A 21,255-nucleotide genomic window follows, 5' to 3' on the forward strand; every position below is an offset into this window, starting at 1 on the left:
AGCATTCGCCCGACCGCCCGGGAGGCGGTGCCGCGCCGAGAGTAAGGCGGTACATCGATGGACGGCACGATGCAGGACTTCCCGCTGACGATCGCCGCGATCATGCGGCACGGCTGCGGGGTCCACGGGGCACGCACGGTCACCACCGCGACCGGGGACGGCTACCGGCACACCACCTACCGCGAACTGGGTCAGCAGGCGGCGCGACTGGCAAACGCCTTGCGCCGCCTCGGCGTTAGCGGCGACCAGCGGGTGGCCACGTTCATGTGGAACAACGCCGAGCACCTGGCCACCTACCTCGCGGTCCCGTCGATGGGCGCCGTCCTGCACACGCTGAACATCCGCCTGTTCCCCGAGCAGATCGCCTACGTGGCCAACGAGGCCGAAGACCAGGTCGTGCTCGTCGACGCGTCGCTGGCCAAACTGCTCGCGCCCGTCCTGCCCGAGCTGGAGACCGTGCACACCGTCATCGTGGTCGGGGACGGCGACCCCGCCCCGCTGCGGGAATCCGGCAAGACGGTGCTGGGCTACGCCGAGCTGATCGACGCCGAAGTCCCCGACTTCGACTGGCCGCAGGTCGACGAGAGCTCCGCGGCCGCCATGTGCTACACCAGCGGCACCACCGGCAACCCGAAAGGCGTTGTCTACAGCCATCGTTCGAGCTACCTGCACACCATGGCTGCGTGCACCGTCAACGGCATCGGGGTGGGGGCCGTGGACTGCGTGCTGCCGGTCGTGCCGATGTTTCACGCCAACGCCTGGGGGCTGCCGTACGCGGCGCTGATGGCGGGCGCCGATTTGGTGTTGCCCGATCGCCATCTCGACGCCCGATCCCTGATCGACATGGTGGAAAAGCTGCGGCCGACGGTGGCGGGCGCGGTCCCGACGATCTGGAACGACGTGCTGCATCGCCTCGAGGACGACCCCGACCACGACATGTCCTCGCTGCGCCTGGTGGTGTGCGGCGGCTCGGCGGTCCCGGTGTCGCTGATGCGCGCGTTCGAGGAGAAGCACGGCGTCCAGGTCCGCCAGCTGTGGGGGATGACCGAGACGTCGCCGATGGCCACCATGGCCTGGCCGCCCCCGGGCACCCCCGCGGACCAGCACTGGTCGTTCCGCGCCACGCAGGGCCAACCGGTGGGCGGGGTGGAGATGCGCATCGTCGGCGACGACGGCGCGGTGCTGCCCAACGACGGCGAAGCCGTCGGCGAGGTGGAGGTCCGCGGCCCGTGGATCGCCGGCGCCTACTACCTGGGCCGCGACGAGTCGAAGTTCGACTCCGGCTGGCTGCGCACCGGCGACGTCGGCCGCATCGACGAGCGCGGGTTCGTCACCCTGACCGACCGCGCCAAGGACGTCATCAAGTCCGGCGGGGAATGGATCTCCTCGGTCGAACTGGAGAACTGCTTGATCGGGCACCCCCAGGTGCTCGAGGCCGCCGTCGTCGGCGTCCCCGACGAACGGTGGCAGGAGCGGCCGCTCGCGGTGGTGGTGGCCAAGGGCTCGTCGGTGAGCGCCGACGAGCTGCGAAAGTTCCTCGCGGACAAGGTCGTTCGGTGGTGGCTGCCCGAGCGGTGGACCTTCGTCGAAGAGATCCCGCGCACCAGCGTGGGCAAGTACGACAAGAAGGCCATCCGGTCGCGCTACGCCGAGGACGGCTATGAGGTGGTCGAGATACGCGACTGACCGGAGCGAATTTCGGGGCCGGGGCAGTCCGGCTGGCGGTGTGAAAGATGCTGCGGCATAGCGACATTCGCGTACCATGCCGAAGGTTGATTAGCTCGAGAACCGATGTTTCCGCGGGGTGGCATGAAGCGCACCCGCGGCCGACCGCGGAAGCGGATGTGCGGTATTTGCGACTGCAATTCGGTATTTTCAGGCACGTTTGTACGAATCCTTGCGGCCACTCGTCGCGGTAGCCGATAATCGCCGTGATGAAGGGTCCGGACCTAGAACCTTCCGCATGGTCGACTGCTGATCCGGGATCCCCGACCACGAGTCGATCAGAAGGGCTCCAATGAACGAGTATGCGAACACCGCTGTCGTCTCGCACCGCTACCAGTATCCCGAGCCCATCGAGGACCTTGAAGCATGGACTGACGACGACTGGGAGTGGTTCGATCCCGTGCACGCTCACTCGTTGTTATGGCCTGATCGTGCATACAAACCCGATCTGGACATATTGATCGCGGGTGACGACATCAACCAGGCCGCCGTTTTTGCCTTCACGAACCGTTCCGCGAGGGTGCTCGCGGTCGATGTCAGCCAACCGACGCTGGAACACCTGCAATATTTAAAAGACAAGTATGCGTTGGGCAACCTGGAACTGCATCAACTCGCGATAGACGAGCTGTCAGGCCTGAAGAGTAATTTCGACCTTATTGTGTCGACCGGCGCTCTGCATCGGCTGGCGGATCCGGTGACGGGAATGCGAGCGCTCGGCGGATGCTTACGCAGGGATGGCGTTATGGGCGTCATGCTTCCCGCGAAGTACGGCCGAATGGGCATCAAGATGCTGCAATCGACGTTCCGCGACCTGGGAATGAGTCAGGACGACACATCGGTCCAAATGGTCAAGGAAGTGATCTCCGCGCTGCCTCGGGAGCACCCCGTCCACAACTACTTCAAGATCGCGCCGGTCTCGGCGCAGTCCGATGCCGCCCTGGCGGCTACCTTTTTGCAAGGCCCGGAGCGCAATTACAGCGTCGACGAGTGTCTCGATCTGGTGGCGTCGGCCGGGTTGGTATTCCAGGGGTGGTTCCTCAAGGCGCCGTACTACTCGCACGACTGGTTCATGTCGGGAAGCCCTCTCAATCAAGCCGTGTGCGCGTTGCCCGAAACCAGTCTCTGGTCCGTGGTGGAGCGTCTCCACGTGCTGAACGGCTCGCATTTCTTCATGGCCTGCCGGGCCGACCGGCCGAAAAAGACTTACACCATCAACTTTTCGACGAACGAGTGCATGGATTACGTGCCCCGGATGCGCATGCGCAGCGGGATCGAAGATCAGGAAATCTATCGACCGAACTGGCGTACGGGTCTGACGCCGCCGCAATTGCTTTTCCTGCAGTTCGTCAACGGGCGTCGCACCATCCGGCAAATCGTCGACCGCGTGGCAAAGAGCGGAGAGTCGTTGCGGGTCGGCAACCTTGAGGAATTCGCCCGTAGGCTGTTCGAATCCCTGTGGCGCCTCGACTTCGCCGCGATGACGTTGAAGGAAGATCCGGGGCGTAACTGAGAGTCGCGCCTGCTGAGCTGTCAGCTCGGTTCGCCCCCAGGGAAATGGGTTGAGCCGCTACATATTTGCGATCAAACGGGGCTTACGCCGTCATTTGGTCTCGCCATTTCCCCACACCGGACGCAGCTCCTTGTCCTGGCGCCCATAGCCGGTCAGGGCCGCGCCGGCGACATCAAAGCTGAAGACTACGGCGTCGGACGGGGGGCCGGCCGTGCCGACTTCCGCCGGCGTCAAAGGGGCATTGGGAAACGACGGCGGAATCCATGGCTTCAGTCCCGCCGGCGTCTGCTGTGGGGGCGCAGGTCGCGGATCGCGTGGGGGGGAGGCTTCGTTGCGGCGTGGGTTCGTCGGGCCGCGGTCATCGATGGCGTGCGACGCGTCCGGCACGGCACAGTCGGGGCATCGGCCCCAATAGACGACCTCCGCCTCATCGAGCTGGAAGCCGTTGGCGTCCGAAGCGGTCAAGCAGGGCGCCGCACCCACGGCACAGTCGACGTCCACGATCGCCCCGCAGGACCGGCAGACCATGTGATGGTGATTGTCGCCCACCCGAGACTCGTAGCGCGCCGAGAAACCCGAGGGCTGCACCCTCCGAAGGAGGCCGGCCGAGGTGAGCGCGTGCAAGACGTCGTACACGGCCTGCCGGGAGACGTCGGGCAGGCAGTCATGCACCGCCCGGATGATCATTTCCGTGTCGGAGTGCGGACGTGTGTGCACCGCGTACAGCACCGCGATTCGCGGACGGGTGACGCGCAGGTCGGCCGACCGCAGCCGCTCGGAATAGTCCGCTGCCAAAGGCGCATGCACGAAGTGCACGTCTCTCCTCGGCTTGACCAAGCCCTCCACCCCTTATCTGCGGGTCGCAACCGGCCGTTCGGGCCGCGATTAAGTGAATCGTACGAAAAGTATTTTTTCCACTCGCGCGCTCAGGATAGGCCGCCCGGCGAGCGGAAGGCGCGTTTTCGCTGAGATCGCAAGGCTTTTTCGCAGTGGGGATGTAAGAATTCGCGCCGGGTGCGGCACGCGCCGGGCGACCGGCGGGGGTGGTGACCGGGCGAGCCTGGGTACGGTCGGGACCATGTGCCGACTTTTTGGCCTGCACGCCGGGACCCACGCGTGCACCGCCACCTTCTGGTTGCTGAACGCCCCCGACAGCCTGTCCGAGCAGAGCCGCAAAAACCCGGACGGCACGGGCCTGGGCGTGTTCGACGGGCACGGCCGCCCGCAGCTGCACAAGGAGCCGATCGCGGCCTGGCGGGACGCCCAGTTCGCCACCGAGGCGCACGAGCTGACCGGCACCACGTTCATCGCCCACGTTCGCTACGCGACGACCGGTTCGCTCGACGTCCGCAACACCCACCCGTTCCTGCAGGAGGGCCGGATCTTCGCGCACAACGGCGTGGTCCAGGGGCTCGACGAGATCGACGCCCGGTTGCGCGAGCTCGGCACCGCCGACCTGGTCGGCGGCGAGACCGATTCCGAACGGGTCTTCGCCCTCGTCACCGGCTCGATCCGCGCCCGCGACGGCGACGAGACGGCCGGCCTGATCGACGCCGCGCGGTGGCTTTCCGCCAGCGTGCCCATCTACGCGGTCAACGTACTGCTGAGCACGGCCACCGACATGTGGGCGCTGCGCTTCCCGGAGGCCCACGAGCTCTACGTCCTGGACCGGCGCGACGGCCACGCCACGCCCGGCCCGGAGTTCGACCTGAGCACGCACCGGATCCGCGCGCGCTCCGAGCACCTGTGCTCCCGCGCGTCGGTGGTGTTCGCCAGCGAGCCGATGGACGACGACCCGCGCTGGAGCCTGCTCGAACCGGGCGAGCTCGTCCACGTCGACTCCGCCCTGCGGGCGACCCGCCGCGTGGTGCTGCCCGACCCGCCCGCGCACCCGCTGCGCCGGTCGGACCTGAGCGCGCCGGTCCAGCAGGCGCAGCACTGACGTGACAGGAAAACGCGCGCTCGTGCTGGCCGGCGGCGGGATAGCCGGAATCGCTTGGGAGACAGGCATGCTGCGGGGCATCGCCGACGAGTCCCCGGCGGCGGCGCGGCTGCTGCTGGACTCCGGCGTGCTGGTGGGCACCTCGGCGGGTTCCGCCGTCGTCGCGCAGATCGGCAGCGGCATCCCGCTCGAGGCGCTGTTCGAACGGCAGGTCGCCGAGTCGTCGGCCGAGATCGACTCCGGCGTCGACGTCGACGACATCACCGAGATCTTCCTGACGGCCCTGGGCCAGCCCTACGACGAGACCGGTGACAAGACCCGACAGCAGATGCAACGGATCGGGGCCGTGGCGCTGGCGACCAAGACGGTTCCCGAGCCGGTGCGGCGCGAGGTGATCGCGGCGCGGCTGCCGTCGCACGAGTGGCCGGACCGGCTGCTGCGGCTCACCGCGATCGACGTCGCCACGGGCGAACTCGCCGTCTTCGACCGGGACTCCGGCGCGGACCTGGTCGACGCGGTGGCGGCCAGTTGCGCCGTGCCCGGAGCCTGGCCGGCGGTGACGATCGACGGCCGGCGCTACATGGACGGCGGGGTGGCCAGCACGGTCAACCTGTCGGTGGCCGCCGACTGCGACGCGGCCGTGGTGCTGGTGCCCTCCGGCGCCGACGCGCCCGCGGCGTTCGGCGACGGGCCGGCCGCCGAGATCGCCGCGTTTCCCGGCCCGGTATGCGCGGTGTTCGCCGACGCCGACTCGCTGGCCGCGTTCGGGCCCAATCCCCTCGATCCGCGCTGCCGCGTCGATTCGGCAGTGGCCGGGCGCGCGCAGGGCCGGCGCGAGGCGGCGGCCGTGGCGCGGTTTCTCGGCGTCTGACCCCGGTCAGTCCTCGACCGGTTGCTCCCGCTCGGCCGTCAGCGCGTCCAGGGCCTCGTTGGCCAGCGCGCGGCCCACGGCGATCACCTCCACCGCGCGGTGAAACTCCAGGCCCCGGCACGTCGACCGCGGCACCTCGATCAGCAGGTCGGGCGGGTGGGCCGCCAGCGTGTGGCGCGCCAGCGCCGACTGGGCGATCTCGATGGTCCGGTTCATCACCTCGAAGCTGCCCAACTTCGGCACACCGGCGGCCACGACGTCGGCGATGACCTCCGCATCGGCCTCGTCGGACCCGAAGCGGCTCAGCACCGCCCGCGCGGTCGGCCGGTCCAGCAGCGACCGGGCCGCCGCGGTGTCCAGCAGCGCGGAGGTGCTGCGCACCATGCGGTTCAGCCACTCCGCGGTGGCTCCCGGTTCGGCGCGGGCATCCTCGATCCCGCCGGCCTCGCTGCCGCTCAGGCTGACGGCGATGGTCAGATCGGCGTTGACCGCTGCGATCGGGGCCATCGGCAGCGGATCCAGGATCCCGCCGTCGGCCAGCAGGCGCCCGTCGAACGCGTGCGGGGCGATCACCCCTGGGATCGCGATGGACGCCCGGATCGCCTCGTCGAGCGGGCCCCGCTGAAACCACACCGACTTGCCGGCCAGCAGGTCGGTGGCCACCGCGGTGTACGGGATGGGCAGCTGCTCGATGGACACCGGGCCGAGGATGTCGCGCACCGCGTCGAGGATCTTGCCGGCCCGCAGCACCCCCGACGCGCTGATCGACGGGTCCAGCAGCCGCAGGATGGTGCGCTGCGTCAGGGACTTGGCCCAATCGGCGAACTCGTCGAGGCGCCCCGCGGCTTGCAGGCCGCCGACCATCGCGCCCATCGAGGAGCCGGCGATCCCGACGATCTCGTAGCCGCGCTCCCGCAGCGCCTCGATCACCCCGATGTGGGCGTAGCCGCGGGCGCCGCCGCTGCCCAGCGCCAGCGCCACCCGCGTCGGCGAGGATCCGGCCATGCGTTCATTTTGCGCGGTGGGCCCGCCGGCTCGGCACTTTTTGTACCCGTGATCCCAATTGGGCGGGCCCTACCCGCACTCGTCGCTGGCGGCGGCGCGCGCGGCGGTGATCACGGCCGCCTGCCGGGCCGGCGTCAGGTCCGACCAGCGGGCGTTCCAGGTGCCGGGCGTGCCGGCCGGCGACGCCTGGACCATCGCCAGGTACGGCTCGAGCGGGGGCGTGCCCGTCCGGGGCTGCGCCTCCATCCACACCTTCGCCGCGTGACAGGCCTGGAAATACTCCTCCTCGGTCGAATCCGCGGGGACGTCGACGCGGGTCGTGACGCCGCCGGGGGAAACGCCGACGGCCCCCGGCGGGGCCGCGTTCGGGATGCCCGACGGCCGCGCCGACGACGACGTGGCCCTGCCGCCGGGGCCGCCCTGCGAGCACCCCGCGATCGCCAGCGCGAGCGCGGCGACAACGACCGCGCCCCGCCGTACGGGACGGTGACCGCGCCAGCGCACGACCCCAATCTATGCAACACTGGCGGCCGTGACGGAGCGCTTCGGATTTTGCGAGTGTTGTCGGCCCTGACGCCGCCGCTCGCCCATCCGTTGACCCTGGAGCTCCCCGATGTCTGTTTCTGTCGCTATCCCTGCTGTCTTGCGCCCACCGGCGCCGTCGCCGGGACCCACCCGGCTGCGGGTGCCCGATCTGCTGCACGCCACCGACCAGGCCGCCGACCACGTGCTGTCCGGGCGCTGCGACCACCTGCTGCCCAAGGGCGGGATACCGGAGTCGACGCGCTGGTTCACCCGCATCCACGGCGACGACGAACTCGACATCTGGCTGATCAGCTGGGTGCCCGGCCGGTCCACCGAGCTGCACGACCACGGCGGCTCGCTGGGCGCGCTGACCGTGGTGTCCGGGTCGCTCAACGAATACCGTTGGGACGGAAGGGGTTTGCGGCGCCGCCGGCTGGACGCCGGCGACCAGGCCGGCTTCCCGCTGGGCTGGGTGCACGACGTGGTGTGGGCGCCGCGGCCCGTCCCCGAGCCGTCCGCCGCGACCGTGGTGTCCGTCCCGACGCTGAGCGTGCACGCCTACTCGCCGCCGCTGACGGCGATGTCGTACTACGAGGTCACCAACCGCAACAGGCTGCGCCGGCAGCGCACCGAGCTGACCGACCAACCGGAAGGGCCGTGATGAGCCGCATCGACGTCGTCCTGCGATCGGCCCGGCGCCGGCTGCAGCGCCTCCCGGCCGCCGACGTGCCCGAGGCGCTGGGCCGCGGGGCGGTGCTGGTCGACATCCGGCCGCAGGCCCAGCGGTTTCGCGAGGGCGCGCTGCCCGGCGCCCTGGTGATCGAGCGCAACGTCCTGGAGTGGCGCTGCGACCCGACCAGCGACGCCAGGCTGCCCGAGGCCGTCGGCGACGACGTCGAATGGGTGATCGTGTGCTCGGAGGGCTACACCTCGAGCCTGGCGGCCGCCGCGCTGCTCGACATCGGCCTGCACCGCGCCACCGACGTCGTCGGCGGCTATCACGCGCTGGCCCGCGCCGGCGTGCTGGACCGGCTGGCCGCCGATCCGGCCCTATCCGCTGGCGTGCAGCAACGGCCGTAGCCTGGCCGTCTTGTCCGGCGTCCACCCCGGCGGTGAGAGCACCGCCGCCCAGCCGTCGGCGACGTCGGCGACGTAGTGGTGGCCGTGCCCGTCGGGCACGTTTTGGGCGACGGCCATGTCGGCCGAAACCTGCAGGAAGGTCACGACCGGGATCCACTCGGTGTCGGGCAGTACGTCGTAGCCGCGCGGTTCGCGCAGCCAGCTCGGCCGGGCGAACAACAGGTCGGGCGTCCACCAGGCGATGGGGTCCGACGCGTGCTGCAGATAGACCACCCGCGGGTGGTCCCACGGGGTGTTGGGTCGTCCCAAATCGCTTGCGCGAGCGACGAAGCGGACGTTGCGGCCGTCGTTGTAGATCGGCAACCACTCGGGCGAGCCGGCGTCGCGCGTGGCGGTCAGGTCGGTCCAGATGGTGTTGTTGAAGGTCGGTCCGCTGAACAACGCGCCGTCGGTGCGGGCCAACACGTTGTTGAGGCTCATGAACGGCGCCTCCCCGCCGAACGATCCCAGGCTCTCGCCGAACACGACGAGCTTGGGGCGTTTGCCCTCGGGCATCTGGCGGACCAGCCGGTCGACGGCCTCGAACAGCGCCTGGCCCGCGTGCCGGGCGTTTTCCCGGTCCACCAGGAACGACAGCCAGCTCGGCAAGAAGGAGTACTGCACGGTCACGATCGCGGTGTTGCCGTTGTACATGTACTCCAGCGCCGAGGCTTCGGCCTCGTTGATCCAGCCCGTCCCGGTTGTCGTCGCGACCGCGACGACGGCGCGCTGCAGGCCGCCCTCGCGCTGCAGTTCGCGCGCCGCGAGTTCGGCGGTGGCGGTGATGCCGTCGGCGGAGTCCAGCCCGGCGTAGGCCCGGATCGGCGCGGTGGCCGGCGCCCCGTTGAACGCCGTCAGATCCTCGACCCGCGGGCCGCCCTTGACGAAGATGCGGCCCTGGTGGCCCAGCGAATCCCACGACACCAGCGACCCCGGGCCGCCGGACCGCAGCGAGGTCGTCGGCGGCGCGCTGTCCGGCGTCATCTCGTTGTTCACCGACGCGAAGGTGTTGTTCATGGTGCGCATCGCGAACTTCAGCACCACGCCGTTGAGCAGGGTGACGGTCAGCACCAGCAACGCGACCACGACGATGGTCACCGACAGCCGAAACGGCGCGATGCGGTCCAGCTCACCGACGAGGAAGGCGACGAGCCAGCGGATGAACTGGCCGATCTCGACGAGCGTGAAAAGGATTACGAGCGAAAGGATCCCGGCGATGGGGTAGTCGTACCATTTGAGGTGCTCGACGCCCATCAGGTCGCGCACGTTGTCCTGCCAGACGTGGAACCAGATCGCCATTCCCACCATGCCGATCGCGCCGACGGGCACCAGCACCTTCCACGCCCAGCGCGGGGCCGGCGGGCTGTGCTTGCGGGTGCGCATATAGCGGACGAGCCAGACGGCGAAGACGCCGATCCCGTAGCCGATGGCCCCCGAGACCCCGCTGACGATCCCCTGGAACAGCGCGCCGCGCGGCAGCAGCGACGGCGTCAGCGAAAAGAGGATGAAGATGAGGCCGACGGCGGTGCCGGTGAAGGTGTAATGGCGTACCCACCAAGGCTTCTTGGCGGGGCCGGCCTCGCGGGGCTCTTCGGCTTCGGGAGCTTCCGGCTCGGCCTCGTCTTCGGGGACGGTCGTCGTGGGACCCGGTTCGCTCATCGGGGCGGCCTATCGGTGGGTGAAGTTGGGTGGCCGCTTCTCGATGAACGCCGTCATCCCCTCGGACTGATCCTCGGTCGCGAACGTGGAGTGAAACAGCCTGCGCTCGTAGAGAAGTCCCTCGGTCAGGGTGGATTCGAAGGCGCGGTTGACGGCCTCCTTGGCCATCCGCGCCGCCGACCGCGACATCTGCGAGATGGTGGTGGCGACGGCCTTGGCCTCGGTCAGCAGGTCGTCCGCCGGCACCACCCGCGAAACCAGGCCGCTGCGTTCGGCTTCCGCGGCGTCGATGGTGCGCCCGGTCAGGATGAGGTCCATGGCCTTGGCCTTGCCGATGGCGCGGGTCAGCCGCTGGGACCCGCCCATGCCCGGCAGCACGCCGAGTTTGATCTCCGGTTGGCCGAACTTCGCCGTGTCGGCGGCGATGATCACATCGCACATCATCGCCAGCTCGCAACCGCCGCCCAGCGCGTGCCCGGCCACCGCGGCGATCGTCGGGGTGCGGACGGCGGCCAGTCTGGCCCAGGGGGCGAAGAAGTCGGCGCCGAACGCGTCGGCGAACGTCAGGCCGGCCATCTCCTTGATGTCGGCGCCGGCCGCGAACGCCTTGGCCGAACCGGTGATGACGATCGCGCCGATGCCGGGGTCGTCGTCGAGTTCGGCTGCCGCGCCGGTGACTTCGGTCATCACCTGGCTGTTGAGGGCGTTGAGTGCCTGCGGGCGGTTCAGCGTGATGATCCCGACCCGCTCATCGCGCTCGACGAGGATGGTTTCGTAGTCATTTTCGGCCATGCCCTGCCCCTCCTAGAAGCTCAGGTCGTCGTCGACCGGCTCGAAATACGCCTCGACGTCCGCCGCGGTGATGTCGGCCAGCGTCGCCGGCGACCACTTCGGGTTGCGATCTTTGTCGATGATCTGCGCGCGGATGCCCTCGACCAGGTCGTGCGAGCGCGCCGACGCGCTCGACACCCGATAGTCCTGCACCAGAACGTCTTCCAGCGTGTCCAGTTTGGCCGCGCGGCGCACCGCCTCCAGCGCCACCGACACCGCGATGGGGGAGCGGGTGGCGATCAGGTCGGCCGCCGCTCTGGCCGGCTCCGCGCCGTGGGCTTTCAGCGCCGCGACGATGTCCCCGACGGTGTCGCCGGCGAAGCATTCGTCGATCCAATCGCGTTGTGCGGCAAGCTCACTCGGCGGAGGCTCGAGGGCATGGCGGGTGAGCGCGGCATCCACGCCGTCGGCGATGATCGCCGCGGTGAACGCCTCGAGTTCGCCGTGCGGCACGTAGTGGTCGGCGAATCCCAGTGCGATGGCGTCGGATCCGGAAAACGGCGCGCCGGTCAGCGCGGCGTGCAGCCCCAGCGCGCCCGGCGCGCGGGACAGCAAAAACGCCCCGCCGACGTCGGGGATGAACCCGATGCCCACCTCGGGCATGGCGATTTTGGAGGTGTCGGTCACCACCCGGATGGTGGCGTGCGCGCTGACGCCGACGCCACCGCCCATGACGATGCCGTCCATCAACGACACGTACGGCTTGCCGAACCGGCCGATCTGGCCGTTGAGCAGATACTCGTCGCGCCAGAACCGCCGCACCTCGACGCCGTCCTTGCGGGCGCTGTGGTACACCGCCACCACGTCGCCGCCGGCGCACAGCCCGCGCTCACCGGCCCCCGTCAGCACCACCGCGCGCACCGCGTCGTCGCTTTCCCACCGGGTGAGGACGTCGCTGAGCGCGCTGACCATCGGGTGATTCAGCGAGTTGATCGCCTTGGGGCGGTTGAGCGTGATCACGCCGATGCCGTTGTCGACGCGAGTCAGGACCTCATCGGAATCCTCGGTCACGCGGCCAGCCTCCCTCCGAGTTCGACACCGCCCGGTCTCGACCAGCAATCTAGATCGTCACGGGAGCAGCGGTGGCCGCGGGTAAGGGTTATGTTTATCTGCGACGACAAACGGCACAGGTCGAACGACACGTCCGCGGGAACCTGGATGGCCCGCTAATCGTTGAGCAGGTCATCCACAGTCATCAGGAAGGATCCGACGGTGCGGGAGACAAGTAACCCGGTATTTCGCTCGCTGCCCAAGCAGAGGGGCGGATACGCGCAATTCGGCACTGGCGCCGCCCAGGGCTACTACCAGGCGGACCCCTACGCGGCGGTCCCCTACCAGGAGACCAGGGCCGCTCGGCCGCTGACCATCGACGACGTCGTCACCAAGACCGGCATCACGCTGGCCGTGCTGATGACCTCGGCGGTCGTTTCCTTCTTCCTGGCGTCGACCAGCCCCGCGCTGGCGGCGCCGCTGACCTTCATCGGGGCGATCGGCGGCCTGGTGCTGGTCCTGATCGCCACGTTCGGTCGCAAGCAGGACAGCCCGGCGATCGTGCTCAGCTACGCCGTGCTCGAGGGGCTGGCGCTGGGCGCCATCTCGTTGCTGCTGACCTTCCAGGTCTCGGTCGGCACGGGCCGCACGGTCAACGCCGGGGCGATGATCGGCGAGGCCATCCTCGGGACGCTGGGTGTCTTCTTCGGCATGCTCGTCGTCTACAAGACCGGGGCCATCCGGGTCACGCCCAAGTTCACCCGCATGGTGGTGGCCGCGTTGTTCGGGGCGGTGTTCCTGATGCTCGGCAACCTCGTGCTGGCGATGTTCGGCGTCAACCACGGCACCGGCCTGGGCCTGCGCAGCGGCGGCACCATCGCGATCATCTTCTCGCTGGTGATGATCGGCATCGCCGCGTTCAGCTTCCTGATCGACTTCGACGCGGCCGACCAGATGATCCGCGCCGGGGCGCCGGACAAGGCGGCGTGGGGCATCGCCCTGGGCCTGACCGTCACGCTGGTCTGGCTGTACCTGGAAATCCTGCGCCTGCTCAGTTACTTCCAGAACGACTAGGCGCGTTCGCAAAGCCCCCGCACTGCGCGGGGGCTTTTTGCGTTGAGTCTGCGCTCACGGCGCGGCCCACTCGCACTTCTGCGCCATGGACGCAGAGTCAACGCGTAATGCGGGCATCCCAGGCCCGGCGAACCCGACGAATCACGTCGCCGGGGCGCTGTCGCGAGACAACCCGCACGACCGTCCACCCGACTTTGGCGATGTACTCCTGCCGTTCGACGTCGGTGGCGAATTGCTCCGGATTCGTCCAATGCTGCTCGCCGTCGTACTCGGCGGCCACCATCAGGTCCTCCCAGCCCATATCGAGGAAGTACCGGGGGAAGCCGTCTGCGCCCAACACGGGGATCTGCGTGCGGGGTTTTGGGAAGCCCGCGTTGATCAGCAGGAGGCGGAGCCATGTCTCCTTTGGCGACTGGGCTCCGGCGTCGACCATATCCAGCGCTCGCTCGAGTTGACGTAAGCCACGGGTATGGCGATGGCGACGGGCCAACTCTTCGACATCATTGACCTTGAAGTCGGTGGCCGCGGCGAGGGCATCGAGGCGCGCGACGGAGCGGCCGAGGGGGTCACGCCGGCCGATGTCGAACGCGGTGCGCTCGGGGGTCGTCACGGAAAGGCCATCGATCCGTTGGGATTCGTCACTCAGCAGCAGCTGGTCGCGGGTGACGACGCCCCGTGGCGCCCTGGCGTTGCGCCAGATCAATTCGACCGGCTCGTCGTCGTCAACCCATTTAGCGCCGTGCATCGCCGCTGCCGCGGCGCCGGCAACCACCGCCTCCCGGCGCGACCAGAGCCAGGCGGCCATGGCGCGCTGTCGCAGCGAGGGCTGCACGCGTTTGTCGATGTAGACGTTCGGCATGATCGCGCGGTAATACTTGCGCAGCTCGTGCCAATTGACCTCGCCGGCGGCCAGCGCCTCGGTGCCGACGAACGGCTGACGGACGGGCTCCATGCGCGCATGGTGGCAGCCCACACCGACACTCTGCGTTGACTCTGCGCTGACTGCGCGGCCCACTCGCACTTCTGCGCCATAGACGCAGAGTCAACGCCAATTAGGACAGGCGCTCGATCACCATCGCCATGCCCTGCCCGCCGCCGACACACATGGTCTCCAGGCCCAGCGTCTTGTCGTGCGTCTGCAGGTTGTTGATCAGCGTGGTGGCGATGCGCGCGCCGGTCATGCCGAACGGGTGGCCCAGCGCGATCGCCCCGCCGGACACGTTCAGCCTGTCCTCGTCCATGCCCAGCTCGCGCGCCGAACCCAGCACCTGGACCGCGAACGCCTCGTTGATCTCGTACAGGTCGATGTCGTTGATCGACATGCCGGCGCGCTCCAGCGCCTTCTTGGACGCCTCGATCGGGCCCAGGCCCATGATCTCCGGGGACAGCCCGCTGACCCCGGTGGACACGATGCGGGCCAGCGGCGTCAGGCCCAGCTCCTTGGCCTTGGTGTCGCTGGTGATCACCAACGCGGCCGCGCCGTCGTTGAGGGGGCACGCGTTGCCGGCGGTCACGGTGCCGTTGGGCCGGAACACCGGCTTGAGCTCGGCGACCTTCTCGTAGGTGGTGCCCGCCCGGGGGCCGTCGTCGGTGCTCACGGTGCTGCCGTCGGGCAGCGTCACCGGGGTGATCTCGCGCTCGAAGTGCCCGCTCTTGATCGCCTCCTCGGCGCGGTTCTGGCTGCGCACCCCCCAGCGGTCCTGGTCTTCGCGGCTGATCCCGGTCATGATGGCGACGTTCTCGGCGGTCTGGCCCATCGCGATGTACACGTCGGGCAGGTTCCCGTCGGCGCGCGGGTCGTGCCACTCGTCGGCGCCGGCGGCGGCCGCCGCCGAACGCTCCTGGGCCTCGTTGAACAGCGGGTTCTTGGTGTCGGGCCACGAGTCGGAGTTGCCCTTGCCGAACCGCGACACGGTCTCCACGCCCGCCGAGATGAACGCGTCGCCCTCGCCGGCCTTGATCGCATGGAACGCCATCCGCGTCGTCTGCAGCGACGACGAGCAGTACCGGTTCACGGTGGTGCCCGGCAGGAAGTCGTAGCCGAGCTCGACGGCGACGACGCGGGCCATGTTGAAGCCGGACTCGCCGCCCGGCAGGCCACAGCCCAGGATCAGGTCGTCGATCTGGTGCGGGTTCAGCGCGGGCACCTTGTCCAGCGCGGCGCGCACCATCTGGGCGGCCAGGTCGTCGGGGCGCATGTTCACCAGCGACCCCTTCATGGCGCGGCCTATCGGCGAGCGGGCGGCTGAGACGATGACGGCTTCAGGCATGGCAGTTCACTCCAGATCAGTTCCGATGGGGCTGGGCTCGCCGACGGGCTAGCTCAAATCTAGTCGGTGCCGGCCTGGAGGGACGACGACGGGGCGAGCGATCCCGGTGACGGGCGCCGCCACAGCCGTGACATCACGCTGAGCCGCGTGTGGGCGTGATCGAGGACCGGCGCCGCGGCGGGCCACTCGGCCTCGATGCCCAGCAGTCGAGCACCGCGCGCAGCAGCACCTCGGCGGCCAGCGCGTAGGCGGCCGCGGAGGGGTGGTAGCCGTCGGCGGAGAACATCAGATCGGGCGCGGCGCGGAATCGGGGCGCGAGCAGCTGGGCCATCGGGACGGGCACGCCGCCGGCCGCGCGGACGGCGGCGGCCTGGGCGCGGGCGAGCTGCGTCGTCCGGGCGTGCGCCAGCGACCGCAGTGGCTGCGGGATGGCGCTGATGACCCCGAGATCCGGGCAGGTGCCCACGATCACCACCGCGCCGCGGGCGCGCAGCCTGCGGACCGTGGAGCCCAGCCGCTCCGCCGACTGGCTGATGCCGTTGAGCGCGGTCACGTCGTTGGCGCCGAGCATCATCACCGCCACGTCCGGCGGCGGTCCGGCCACGAACATCGCATCGACTTGCCCGGCAACGCCTTTCGAGGTGGCCCCGACGATGGCCTTGGTGCTCAGGCGGACGGCCTGCCCGGTGCGCTCGGCCAGCCCGCGCGCGATCAGCACGCCGGGCACTTCCTCGGCGCCGCGGCAGCCGTAACCGGTGGCCGTGGAGTCGCCGAAGATCATCAAATGCAGGTCGACGGGCATCCCGCGGTGCCAGCGCTGCGCGGGCCCGCCGCCGCGGGTGTACACGCCGTCGGCGCGCGGCGGGGCGTCCCACGCCTTCGGGATGACGGTGCGCGTGTGCGCCGCCTGGCCGACCAGCAGGTTGCGCGCCCCCAGATAGGCCGTGCCCGTCGAAGCGAGCGCCCCCGCTGTGGCCAGGGCGATCGTCGACCGACGCGGCACCCGGATGGTCACTCCATCAGTTTAGATCTGCTCCGGGGTTTGCGCGGGCGGCTTCTAAACAAAGTGGTCACGTTGTGAATCAAATGTGGTATCAAATCAGATTCTTCAAATGTTCTACTCAGTAACGCCTGTCAAGCTAAGTTCAAGGGGTTGGCTGAACGCCCTGGCGATCGGGCTGAACCAGACGCTTGGCTGCCTCGTCACATGCTGTATCGGACTACAAAGGCGTAGGAAGTGTTGAGCATGACCGCACCTAGCAAGGTATCCGGCTCACCCCGGAATACCATTCGGCCACACGAGGTCCTCAAACGACGTAGAGTTGAGGCACGCAGATTTGCCATCAGCGACGGCACGCCGGTCGAGGTCCTCGAGTCCGGCCCCAGCGTTGCTGCGCGGGTCGCCAACTTGGCCTCGCGGCTCACCATCCGGCCGGTGCTTGCGGTCGGTAGTCACGTTCCCAACCTGCCGTGGCCGTGGGGCCTCATCGACGTCGCGGCCCGGGTCCTGCTGCCGGTGTCGGCCACCGTCCGCGAGACCGTGAACTTACCTAACGCCTCGGCTCAGCTCGTCCGCGCCCCCGGCGTGCTGCCCGCGGACGGCACCCGACGGGTCATCGTCTATCTGCACGGCGGCGCGTTCTTGACCTGTGGAGCAAACTCCCACGGCCGCCTCGTCGAGGCGCTGTCGAAGTTTGCTGACTCGCCGGTGCTGGTGGTCAACTACCGGCTGTTGCCCAAGCATTCGATCGGCATGGCGCTCGACGACTGCCACGACGCCTACCGGTGGCTGCGCGAGCGCGGCTACCAGCCGGACCAGATCGTGCTGGCCGGTGACTCCGCCGGCGGATATCTGGCGCTCGCCCTGGCGCAGCGGCTGCAGGAGGAAGGGCCCGAAACCGAGGTGCCCGCGGCGCTGGTGGCGATCTCGCCACTGCTGCAGCTAGCAAAGGAATGCAAGCAGGCGCACCCCAACATCAAATCCGATGCGATGTTCCCCGCGAAGGCGTTCGACGCGCTCGTCGAGTTGGTTGCTGGCGCGGCCGAAAAGCGGATCGTCGACGGCAAACCCGAAGAGGTTTACGAGCCCCTCGAGCACATCAAGCCCGGCCTGCCGCGGACGCTCATCCACGTCTCCGGATCCGAGGTGCTGCTGCACGACGCGCAGCTGGCGGCGAGCCGGCTGGCGGCCGTCGGGGTGCCGGCCGAGGTGCGGGTCTGGCCGGGTCAGGTCCACGACTTCCAGCTGGCCGCGCCGCTGGTGCCGGAGGCGATCCGTTCGCTGCGCCAGATCGGCGACTACATCCGCGAAGCCACCGGCTAACGCGGCCGACCGGCGGATGTGCGCCGCCCGAAACCGCCTGAGACGATGGACGTATGCGGATCGCGCAGCACATCAGTGACCTCATCGGCGGCACCCCGCTGGTTCGGCTGAACTCCGTCGTGCCCGACGGCGCCGGGATCGTGGCGGCCAAGGTCGAGTACCTCAACCCGGGCGGCAGCTCCAAGGACCGGATCGCGGTGAAGATGATCGACGCCGCGGAGGCCAGCGGGCAGCTGCGGCCGGGCGGCACGATCGTCGAACCCACGTCGGGCAACACCGGCGTCGGGCTGGCCCTGGTGGCCCAGCACCGCGGGTACAAGTGCGTGTTCGTCTGCCCCGACAAGGTCAGCGAGGACAAGCGCAACGTGCTGATGGCCTACGGCGCCGAGGTCGTGGTGTGCCCGACGGCCGTGCCGCCCGACCACCCGGACAGCTACTACAGCGTCTCCGACCGGCTGGTCACCGAGATCGACGGCGCCTGGAAGCCCGACCAGTACGCCAACCCCGAGGGGCCGGCCAGCCACTACGCCACCACCGGCCCGGAGATCTGGGCCGACACCGACGGCAAGATCACCCATTTCGTCGCCGGCATCGGCACCGGCGGGACGATCACCGGCGCCGGCCGCTACCTCAAAGAGGTGTCCGGCGGGCGGGTCCGCATCGTCGGCGCCGACCCGGAGGGCTCGGTGTACTCCGGCGGCAGCGGGCGGCCGTATCTGGTCGAGGGCGTCGGCGAGGACTTCTGGCCGCAGGCCTACGACCGCACCGTGCCCGACGAGATCGTCGCGGTCTCCGACTCCGACTCGTTCAACATGACGCGGCGGCTGGCGCGCGAAGAGGCGATGCTGGTCGGCGGGTCGTGCGGGATGGCGGTGGTGGCCGCGCTCAAGGTCGCCGAGGAGGCCGGCCCCGACGCGCTGGTCGTGGTCCTGCTGCCCGACGGCGGGCGCGGCTACATGTCCAAGATCTTCAACGACGCGTGGATGTCGTCGTACGGGTTCCTGCGCGCCCGCCTCGACGGGTCGACCGAGGAGGCCTCGGTCGGCGACGTGCTGCGCCGCAAATCGGGGGAGCTGCCCGACCTGGTGCACACCCACCCGTCGGAGACGGTGCGCGACGCGATCGGCATCCTGCGCGAGTACGGGGTGTCGCAGATGCCCGTCGTCGGCGCCGAGCCGCCGGTGATGGCCGGCGAGGTCGCCGGCAGCGTGTCCGAACGCGAGCTACTGTCCGCGGTCTTCGAGGGCCGGGCGAAACTGGCCGACGCCGTCGCGCTGCACATGAGCCCGCCGCTGCCGATGATCGGCGCCGGCGAGTTGGTCGGCGCGGCCGGCAAGGCGCTGCGCGACTGGGACGCGCTGATGGTGGTGGAGCAGGGAAAGCCGGTCGGGGTCATCACCCGCTACGACTTGTTGGGCTTCCTGTCGGAGGGTCCCCGCGGGCTGTCCGGCCGGCGTTAGCGGGGCGCGCGCCCGTGCGGCCTCAGGTACTGTAATGCGGCCTGGTTCAGCTAACGCACTGGAGGGTTGCCCATGACCGATCAACCGTCGCCCGGCGAGTCCTACCAGCCGCCGCCCGGTCCGCCGGGTGGGCACCAGCCCCCGCCACCGCCGCCGCCCCCCGGCGGGGGTTCCTACCCGCCGCCGCCCCCTTCGTCGGGCGGGTTTGCGCCGCCCCCGCCCGGGCCGGCGATCCGCGCCCTGCCGACGGAGTCCTACACGCCCTGGCTCACCCGGGTGCTGGCGTTCCTCATCGACTACATCCCGGCGGCGGTCCTGGTCGGCATCGGTGCGCTGGTCCAGGCGCTCACCACGCAACAGACGTGCACCAGCGACATCACCCAGTACAGCGTCAACCAGTACTGCGTGACCCAGACCAGCGGCCTGGGCATGCTGGTGTTCTGGTTGGCGTGGCTGGCCGCGGTGGCCTACCTGGTCTGGAACTACGGCTACCGGCAGGGGACGACGGGCTCGAGCGTCGGCAAGTCGGTGATGAAGTTCAAGGTCGTCAGCGAGGTCACCGGCCAGCCGATCGGTTTCGGGATGTCGGTGGTGCGCCAGATCGCGCACTTCGTCGACCAGATCATCTGCTACATCGGCTACCTGTTTCCGCTGTGGGACGCCAAGCGACAAACGTTGGCGGACAAGATCATGACGACGGTGTGCCTGCCGATCGAAGGAGCCTGAGCGGCCGGGTCACTAGGCTGGTCCTCGATGAGCGAGGACCGTAAGGCACACCGATTCACCGGGCTGGCGACCAAAGCCATTCACGCCGGCTACCGCCCGGACCCGGCGACCGGGGCGGTCAACGCGCCGATCTACGCCAGCAGCACCTTCGCCCAGGACGGTGTCGGCGGCTTGCGTGGCGGATTCGAATACGCCCGCACCGGTAACCCGACCAGGACCGCGCTGGAGGCCGCGCTGGCGGCCGTCGAAGACGGCGCCCACGCGCGGGCGTTCGGCTCGGGGATGGCCGCCACCGACTGCGCGCTGCGGGCGATGCTGCGCCCCGGCGACCACGTCGTCATCCCCAACGACGCCTACGGCGGCACGTTCCGGCTGATCGACAAGGTGTTCACGAGGTGGAACGTCTCGTATACCCCGGTGGCGCTGTCCGACCTCGACGCCGTGGCCGCCGCGATCACGCCGGCGACCCGGCTGGTCTGGGTGGAAACCCCGACCAATCCGCTGCTGACCATCGCCGACATCGCCGCGATCGCCGAACTCGGCAAGCGGCGTTCGGCAAAGGTGTTGGTGGACAACACCTTTGCGTCGCCCGCGCTGCAGCAGCCGCTGACGCTGGGCGCCGACGTCGCGCTGCACTCGACCACCAAATACATCGGCGGGCACTCCGACGTGGTGGGCGGGGCGCTGATCACCAACGACGCCGAACTCGACGACGCCTTCGCCTTCCTGCAGAACGGGGCGGGCGCGGTGCCCGGCCCGTTCGACGCCTACCTGACGATGCGCGGCCTGAAGACGCTGGTGCTGCGGATGCAGCGGCACAGCGAAAACGCTTTGGCCGTCGCGGAATTCCTCGCCGAACACCCCGCGGTGGACGCGGTGCTGTATCCGGGCCTGCCCGGCCATCCCGGGCACGACATCGCCGCCCGGCAGATGCGCGGCTTCGGCGGCATGGTCTCGGTGCGCATGCGCGGCGGGCGGCGGGCCGCCGAAAAGCTGTGCGCGGGCACCGAGGTGTTCATCCTGGCCGAGTCGCTGGGCGGCGTCGAGTCGCTGATCGAGCTGCCCAGCGCCATGACGCACGCGTCGACGGCCGGCTCGCAACTGGAGGTGCCCGACGACCTGGTGCGGCTGTCGGTCGGCATCGAGGACGTCGCCGACTTGCTGGCCGACCTGGAGGCGGCGCTCGGTTAGTCACCGCGAGCAGACGCAAAAGCACCCGCACGTC

Annotated in this window: 19 protein-coding genes and 1 pseudogene; 11 read left to right on the plus strand and 9 right to left on the minus strand. The window is 69.4% G+C overall.

The features are described from left to right. The first annotated feature begins 57 nt into the window (after positions 1 to 57). Together AC5Y4Z_RS25780 and AC5Y4Z_RS25785 are read left to right on the plus strand one after the other, a co-directional pair. Positions 58 to 1,686: a long-chain fatty acid--CoA ligase gene (locus AC5Y4Z_RS25780; RefSeq protein ID WP_499967868.1), complete on the plus strand. Its 1,629-nt coding sequence runs from the start codon at positions 58 to 60 to the stop codon at positions 1,684 to 1,686. Positions 1,687 to 2,017: 331 nt separating this feature from the next. Continuing rightward, on the plus strand, positions 2,018 to 3,235 hold the full coding sequence (locus AC5Y4Z_RS25785; protein ID WP_499967869.1) for a class I SAM-dependent methyltransferase: 1,218 nt from the start codon (positions 2,018 to 2,020) through the stop codon (positions 3,233 to 3,235). 366 nt (positions 3,236 to 3,601) lie between these two features. Here AC5Y4Z_RS25785 and AC5Y4Z_RS25790 read toward each other — a convergent pair. Further along, a pseudogene (locus AC5Y4Z_RS25790) lies at positions 3,602 to 4,030 on the minus strand (Fur family transcriptional regulator); the annotation flags it as partial. A gap of 283 nt (positions 4,031 to 4,313) precedes the next feature. On the opposite strand from AC5Y4Z_RS25790, the gene AC5Y4Z_RS25795 reads away from it, so the two are divergent. Both AC5Y4Z_RS25795 and AC5Y4Z_RS25800 read left to right on the plus strand, forming a co-directional pair. Beyond that, a complete protein-coding gene (locus AC5Y4Z_RS25795; protein WP_499967870.1) occupies positions 4,314 to 5,177 on the plus strand; it encodes a class II glutamine amidotransferase in 864 nt (287 codons plus the stop codon). A 1-nt stretch (position 5,178) separates the two neighbouring features. After that, positions 5,179 to 6,048, plus strand: coding sequence for a patatin-like phospholipase family protein (locus AC5Y4Z_RS25800; protein ID WP_499967871.1), 870 nt, complete (start codon positions 5,179 to 5,181; stop codon positions 6,046 to 6,048). 6 nt (positions 6,049 to 6,054) lie between these two features. On the opposite strand, the gene AC5Y4Z_RS25805 is transcribed toward AC5Y4Z_RS25800, so the two are convergent. Both AC5Y4Z_RS25805 and AC5Y4Z_RS25810 read right to left on the minus strand, forming a co-directional pair. Next, on the minus strand, positions 6,055 to 7,053 hold the full coding sequence (locus tag AC5Y4Z_RS25805) for a patatin-like phospholipase family protein (protein WP_499967872.1): 999 nt from the start codon (positions 7,051 to 7,053) through the stop codon (positions 6,055 to 6,057). A gap of 69 nt (positions 7,054 to 7,122) precedes the next feature. Next, positions 7,123 to 7,557, minus strand: coding sequence for a lipoprotein LpqV (locus tag AC5Y4Z_RS25810; protein ID WP_499967873.1), 435 nt, complete (start codon positions 7,555 to 7,557; stop codon positions 7,123 to 7,125). A 109-nt stretch (positions 7,558 to 7,666) separates the two neighbouring features. Here AC5Y4Z_RS25810 and AC5Y4Z_RS25815 point away from each other — a divergent pair, with 109 nt between their 5' ends. Continuing rightward, the gene (locus AC5Y4Z_RS25815; RefSeq protein ID WP_499967874.1) at positions 7,667 to 8,239 is read left to right on the plus strand and encodes a cupin domain-containing protein; all 573 of its coding nucleotides are present in this window, start codon (positions 7,667 to 7,669) and stop codon (positions 8,237 to 8,239) included. After that, positions 8,239 to 8,658 (plus strand): rhodanese-like domain-containing protein, encoded by a 420-nt coding sequence (locus tag AC5Y4Z_RS25820; RefSeq protein ID WP_499967875.1) that lies wholly within the window; start codon positions 8,239 to 8,241, stop codon positions 8,656 to 8,658. Before AC5Y4Z_RS25815 ends, AC5Y4Z_RS25820 begins: the two co-directional genes overlap by 1 nt. Here AC5Y4Z_RS25820 and AC5Y4Z_RS25825 read toward each other — a convergent pair. Genes AC5Y4Z_RS25825 through AC5Y4Z_RS25835 form a run of 3 tightly spaced genes read right to left on the minus strand, consistent with a single transcriptional unit; the run spans position 8,629 to position 12,198 of the window. Next, on the minus strand, positions 8,629 to 10,356 hold the full coding sequence (locus tag AC5Y4Z_RS25825) for an alpha/beta hydrolase (protein WP_499967876.1): 1,728 nt from the start codon (positions 10,354 to 10,356) through the stop codon (positions 8,629 to 8,631). The two genes, AC5Y4Z_RS25820 and AC5Y4Z_RS25825, sit on opposite strands and share 30 nt — an antisense overlap. 9 nt (positions 10,357 to 10,365) lie before the next feature. After that, a complete protein-coding gene (locus tag AC5Y4Z_RS25830) occupies positions 10,366 to 11,148 on the minus strand; it encodes an enoyl-CoA hydratase (protein ID WP_499967877.1) in 783 nt (260 codons plus the stop codon). Between the two features lie 12 nt (positions 11,149 to 11,160). Further along, complete coding sequence (locus tag AC5Y4Z_RS25835; RefSeq protein ID WP_499967878.1) at positions 11,161 to 12,198, minus strand: enoyl-CoA hydratase/isomerase family protein; 1,038 nt, start codon at positions 12,196 to 12,198, stop codon at positions 11,161 to 11,163. A gap of 201 nt (positions 12,199 to 12,399) precedes the next feature. On the opposite strand from AC5Y4Z_RS25835, the gene AC5Y4Z_RS25840 reads away from it, so the two are divergent. Further along, a complete protein-coding gene (locus tag AC5Y4Z_RS25840; RefSeq protein ID WP_499967879.1) occupies positions 12,400 to 13,251 on the plus strand; it encodes a Bax inhibitor-1/YccA family protein in 852 nt (283 codons plus the stop codon). Between the two features lie 97 nt (positions 13,252 to 13,348). Here AC5Y4Z_RS25840 and AC5Y4Z_RS25845 read toward each other — a convergent pair whose 3' ends face one another. The 3 genes from AC5Y4Z_RS25845 to AC5Y4Z_RS25855 form a co-directional block, all read right to left on the minus strand. Beyond that, positions 13,349 to 14,203, minus strand: coding sequence for a type IV toxin-antitoxin system AbiEi family antitoxin (locus AC5Y4Z_RS25845; RefSeq protein WP_499967880.1), 855 nt, complete (start codon positions 14,201 to 14,203; stop codon positions 13,349 to 13,351). Positions 14,204 to 14,303: 100 nt separating this feature from the next. Further along, a complete protein-coding gene (locus AC5Y4Z_RS25850; protein WP_499967881.1) occupies positions 14,304 to 15,521 on the minus strand; it encodes an acetyl-CoA C-acetyltransferase in 1,218 nt (405 codons plus the stop codon). Positions 15,522 to 15,654: 133 nt separating this feature from the next. Continuing rightward, a complete protein-coding gene (locus AC5Y4Z_RS25855) occupies positions 15,655 to 16,524 on the minus strand; it encodes an SGNH/GDSL hydrolase family protein (protein WP_499967887.1) in 870 nt (289 codons plus the stop codon). 243 nt (positions 16,525 to 16,767) lie between these two features. On the opposite strand from AC5Y4Z_RS25855, the gene AC5Y4Z_RS25860 reads away from it, so the two are divergent. The 4 genes from AC5Y4Z_RS25860 (at position 16,768) to AC5Y4Z_RS25875 (ending at position 21,221) form a co-directional block, all read left to right on the plus strand. Beyond that, on the plus strand, positions 16,768 to 17,844 hold the full coding sequence (locus tag AC5Y4Z_RS25860) for an alpha/beta hydrolase (protein WP_499967882.1): 1,077 nt from the start codon (positions 16,768 to 16,770) through the stop codon (positions 17,842 to 17,844). A 53-nt stretch (positions 17,845 to 17,897) separates the two neighbouring features. Next, positions 17,898 to 19,304 carry a cystathionine beta-synthase gene (locus AC5Y4Z_RS25865; protein WP_499967883.1) on the plus strand — a complete coding sequence of 469 codons (1,407 nt, stop codon included), beginning with the start codon at positions 17,898 to 17,900 and terminating at the stop codon, positions 19,302 to 19,304. Between the two features lie 72 nt (positions 19,305 to 19,376). Next, positions 19,377 to 20,030, plus strand: coding sequence for an RDD family protein (locus tag AC5Y4Z_RS25870; protein WP_499967884.1), 654 nt, complete (start codon positions 19,377 to 19,379; stop codon positions 20,028 to 20,030). Between the two features lie 27 nt (positions 20,031 to 20,057). Then, on the plus strand, positions 20,058 to 21,221 hold the full coding sequence (locus AC5Y4Z_RS25875; protein ID WP_499967885.1) for a cystathionine gamma-synthase: 1,164 nt from the start codon (positions 20,058 to 20,060) through the stop codon (positions 21,219 to 21,221). Positions 21,222 to 21,255 lie beyond the last annotated feature (34 nt).

The organism is Mycobacterium sp. NGS63 (assembly GCF_059812295.1).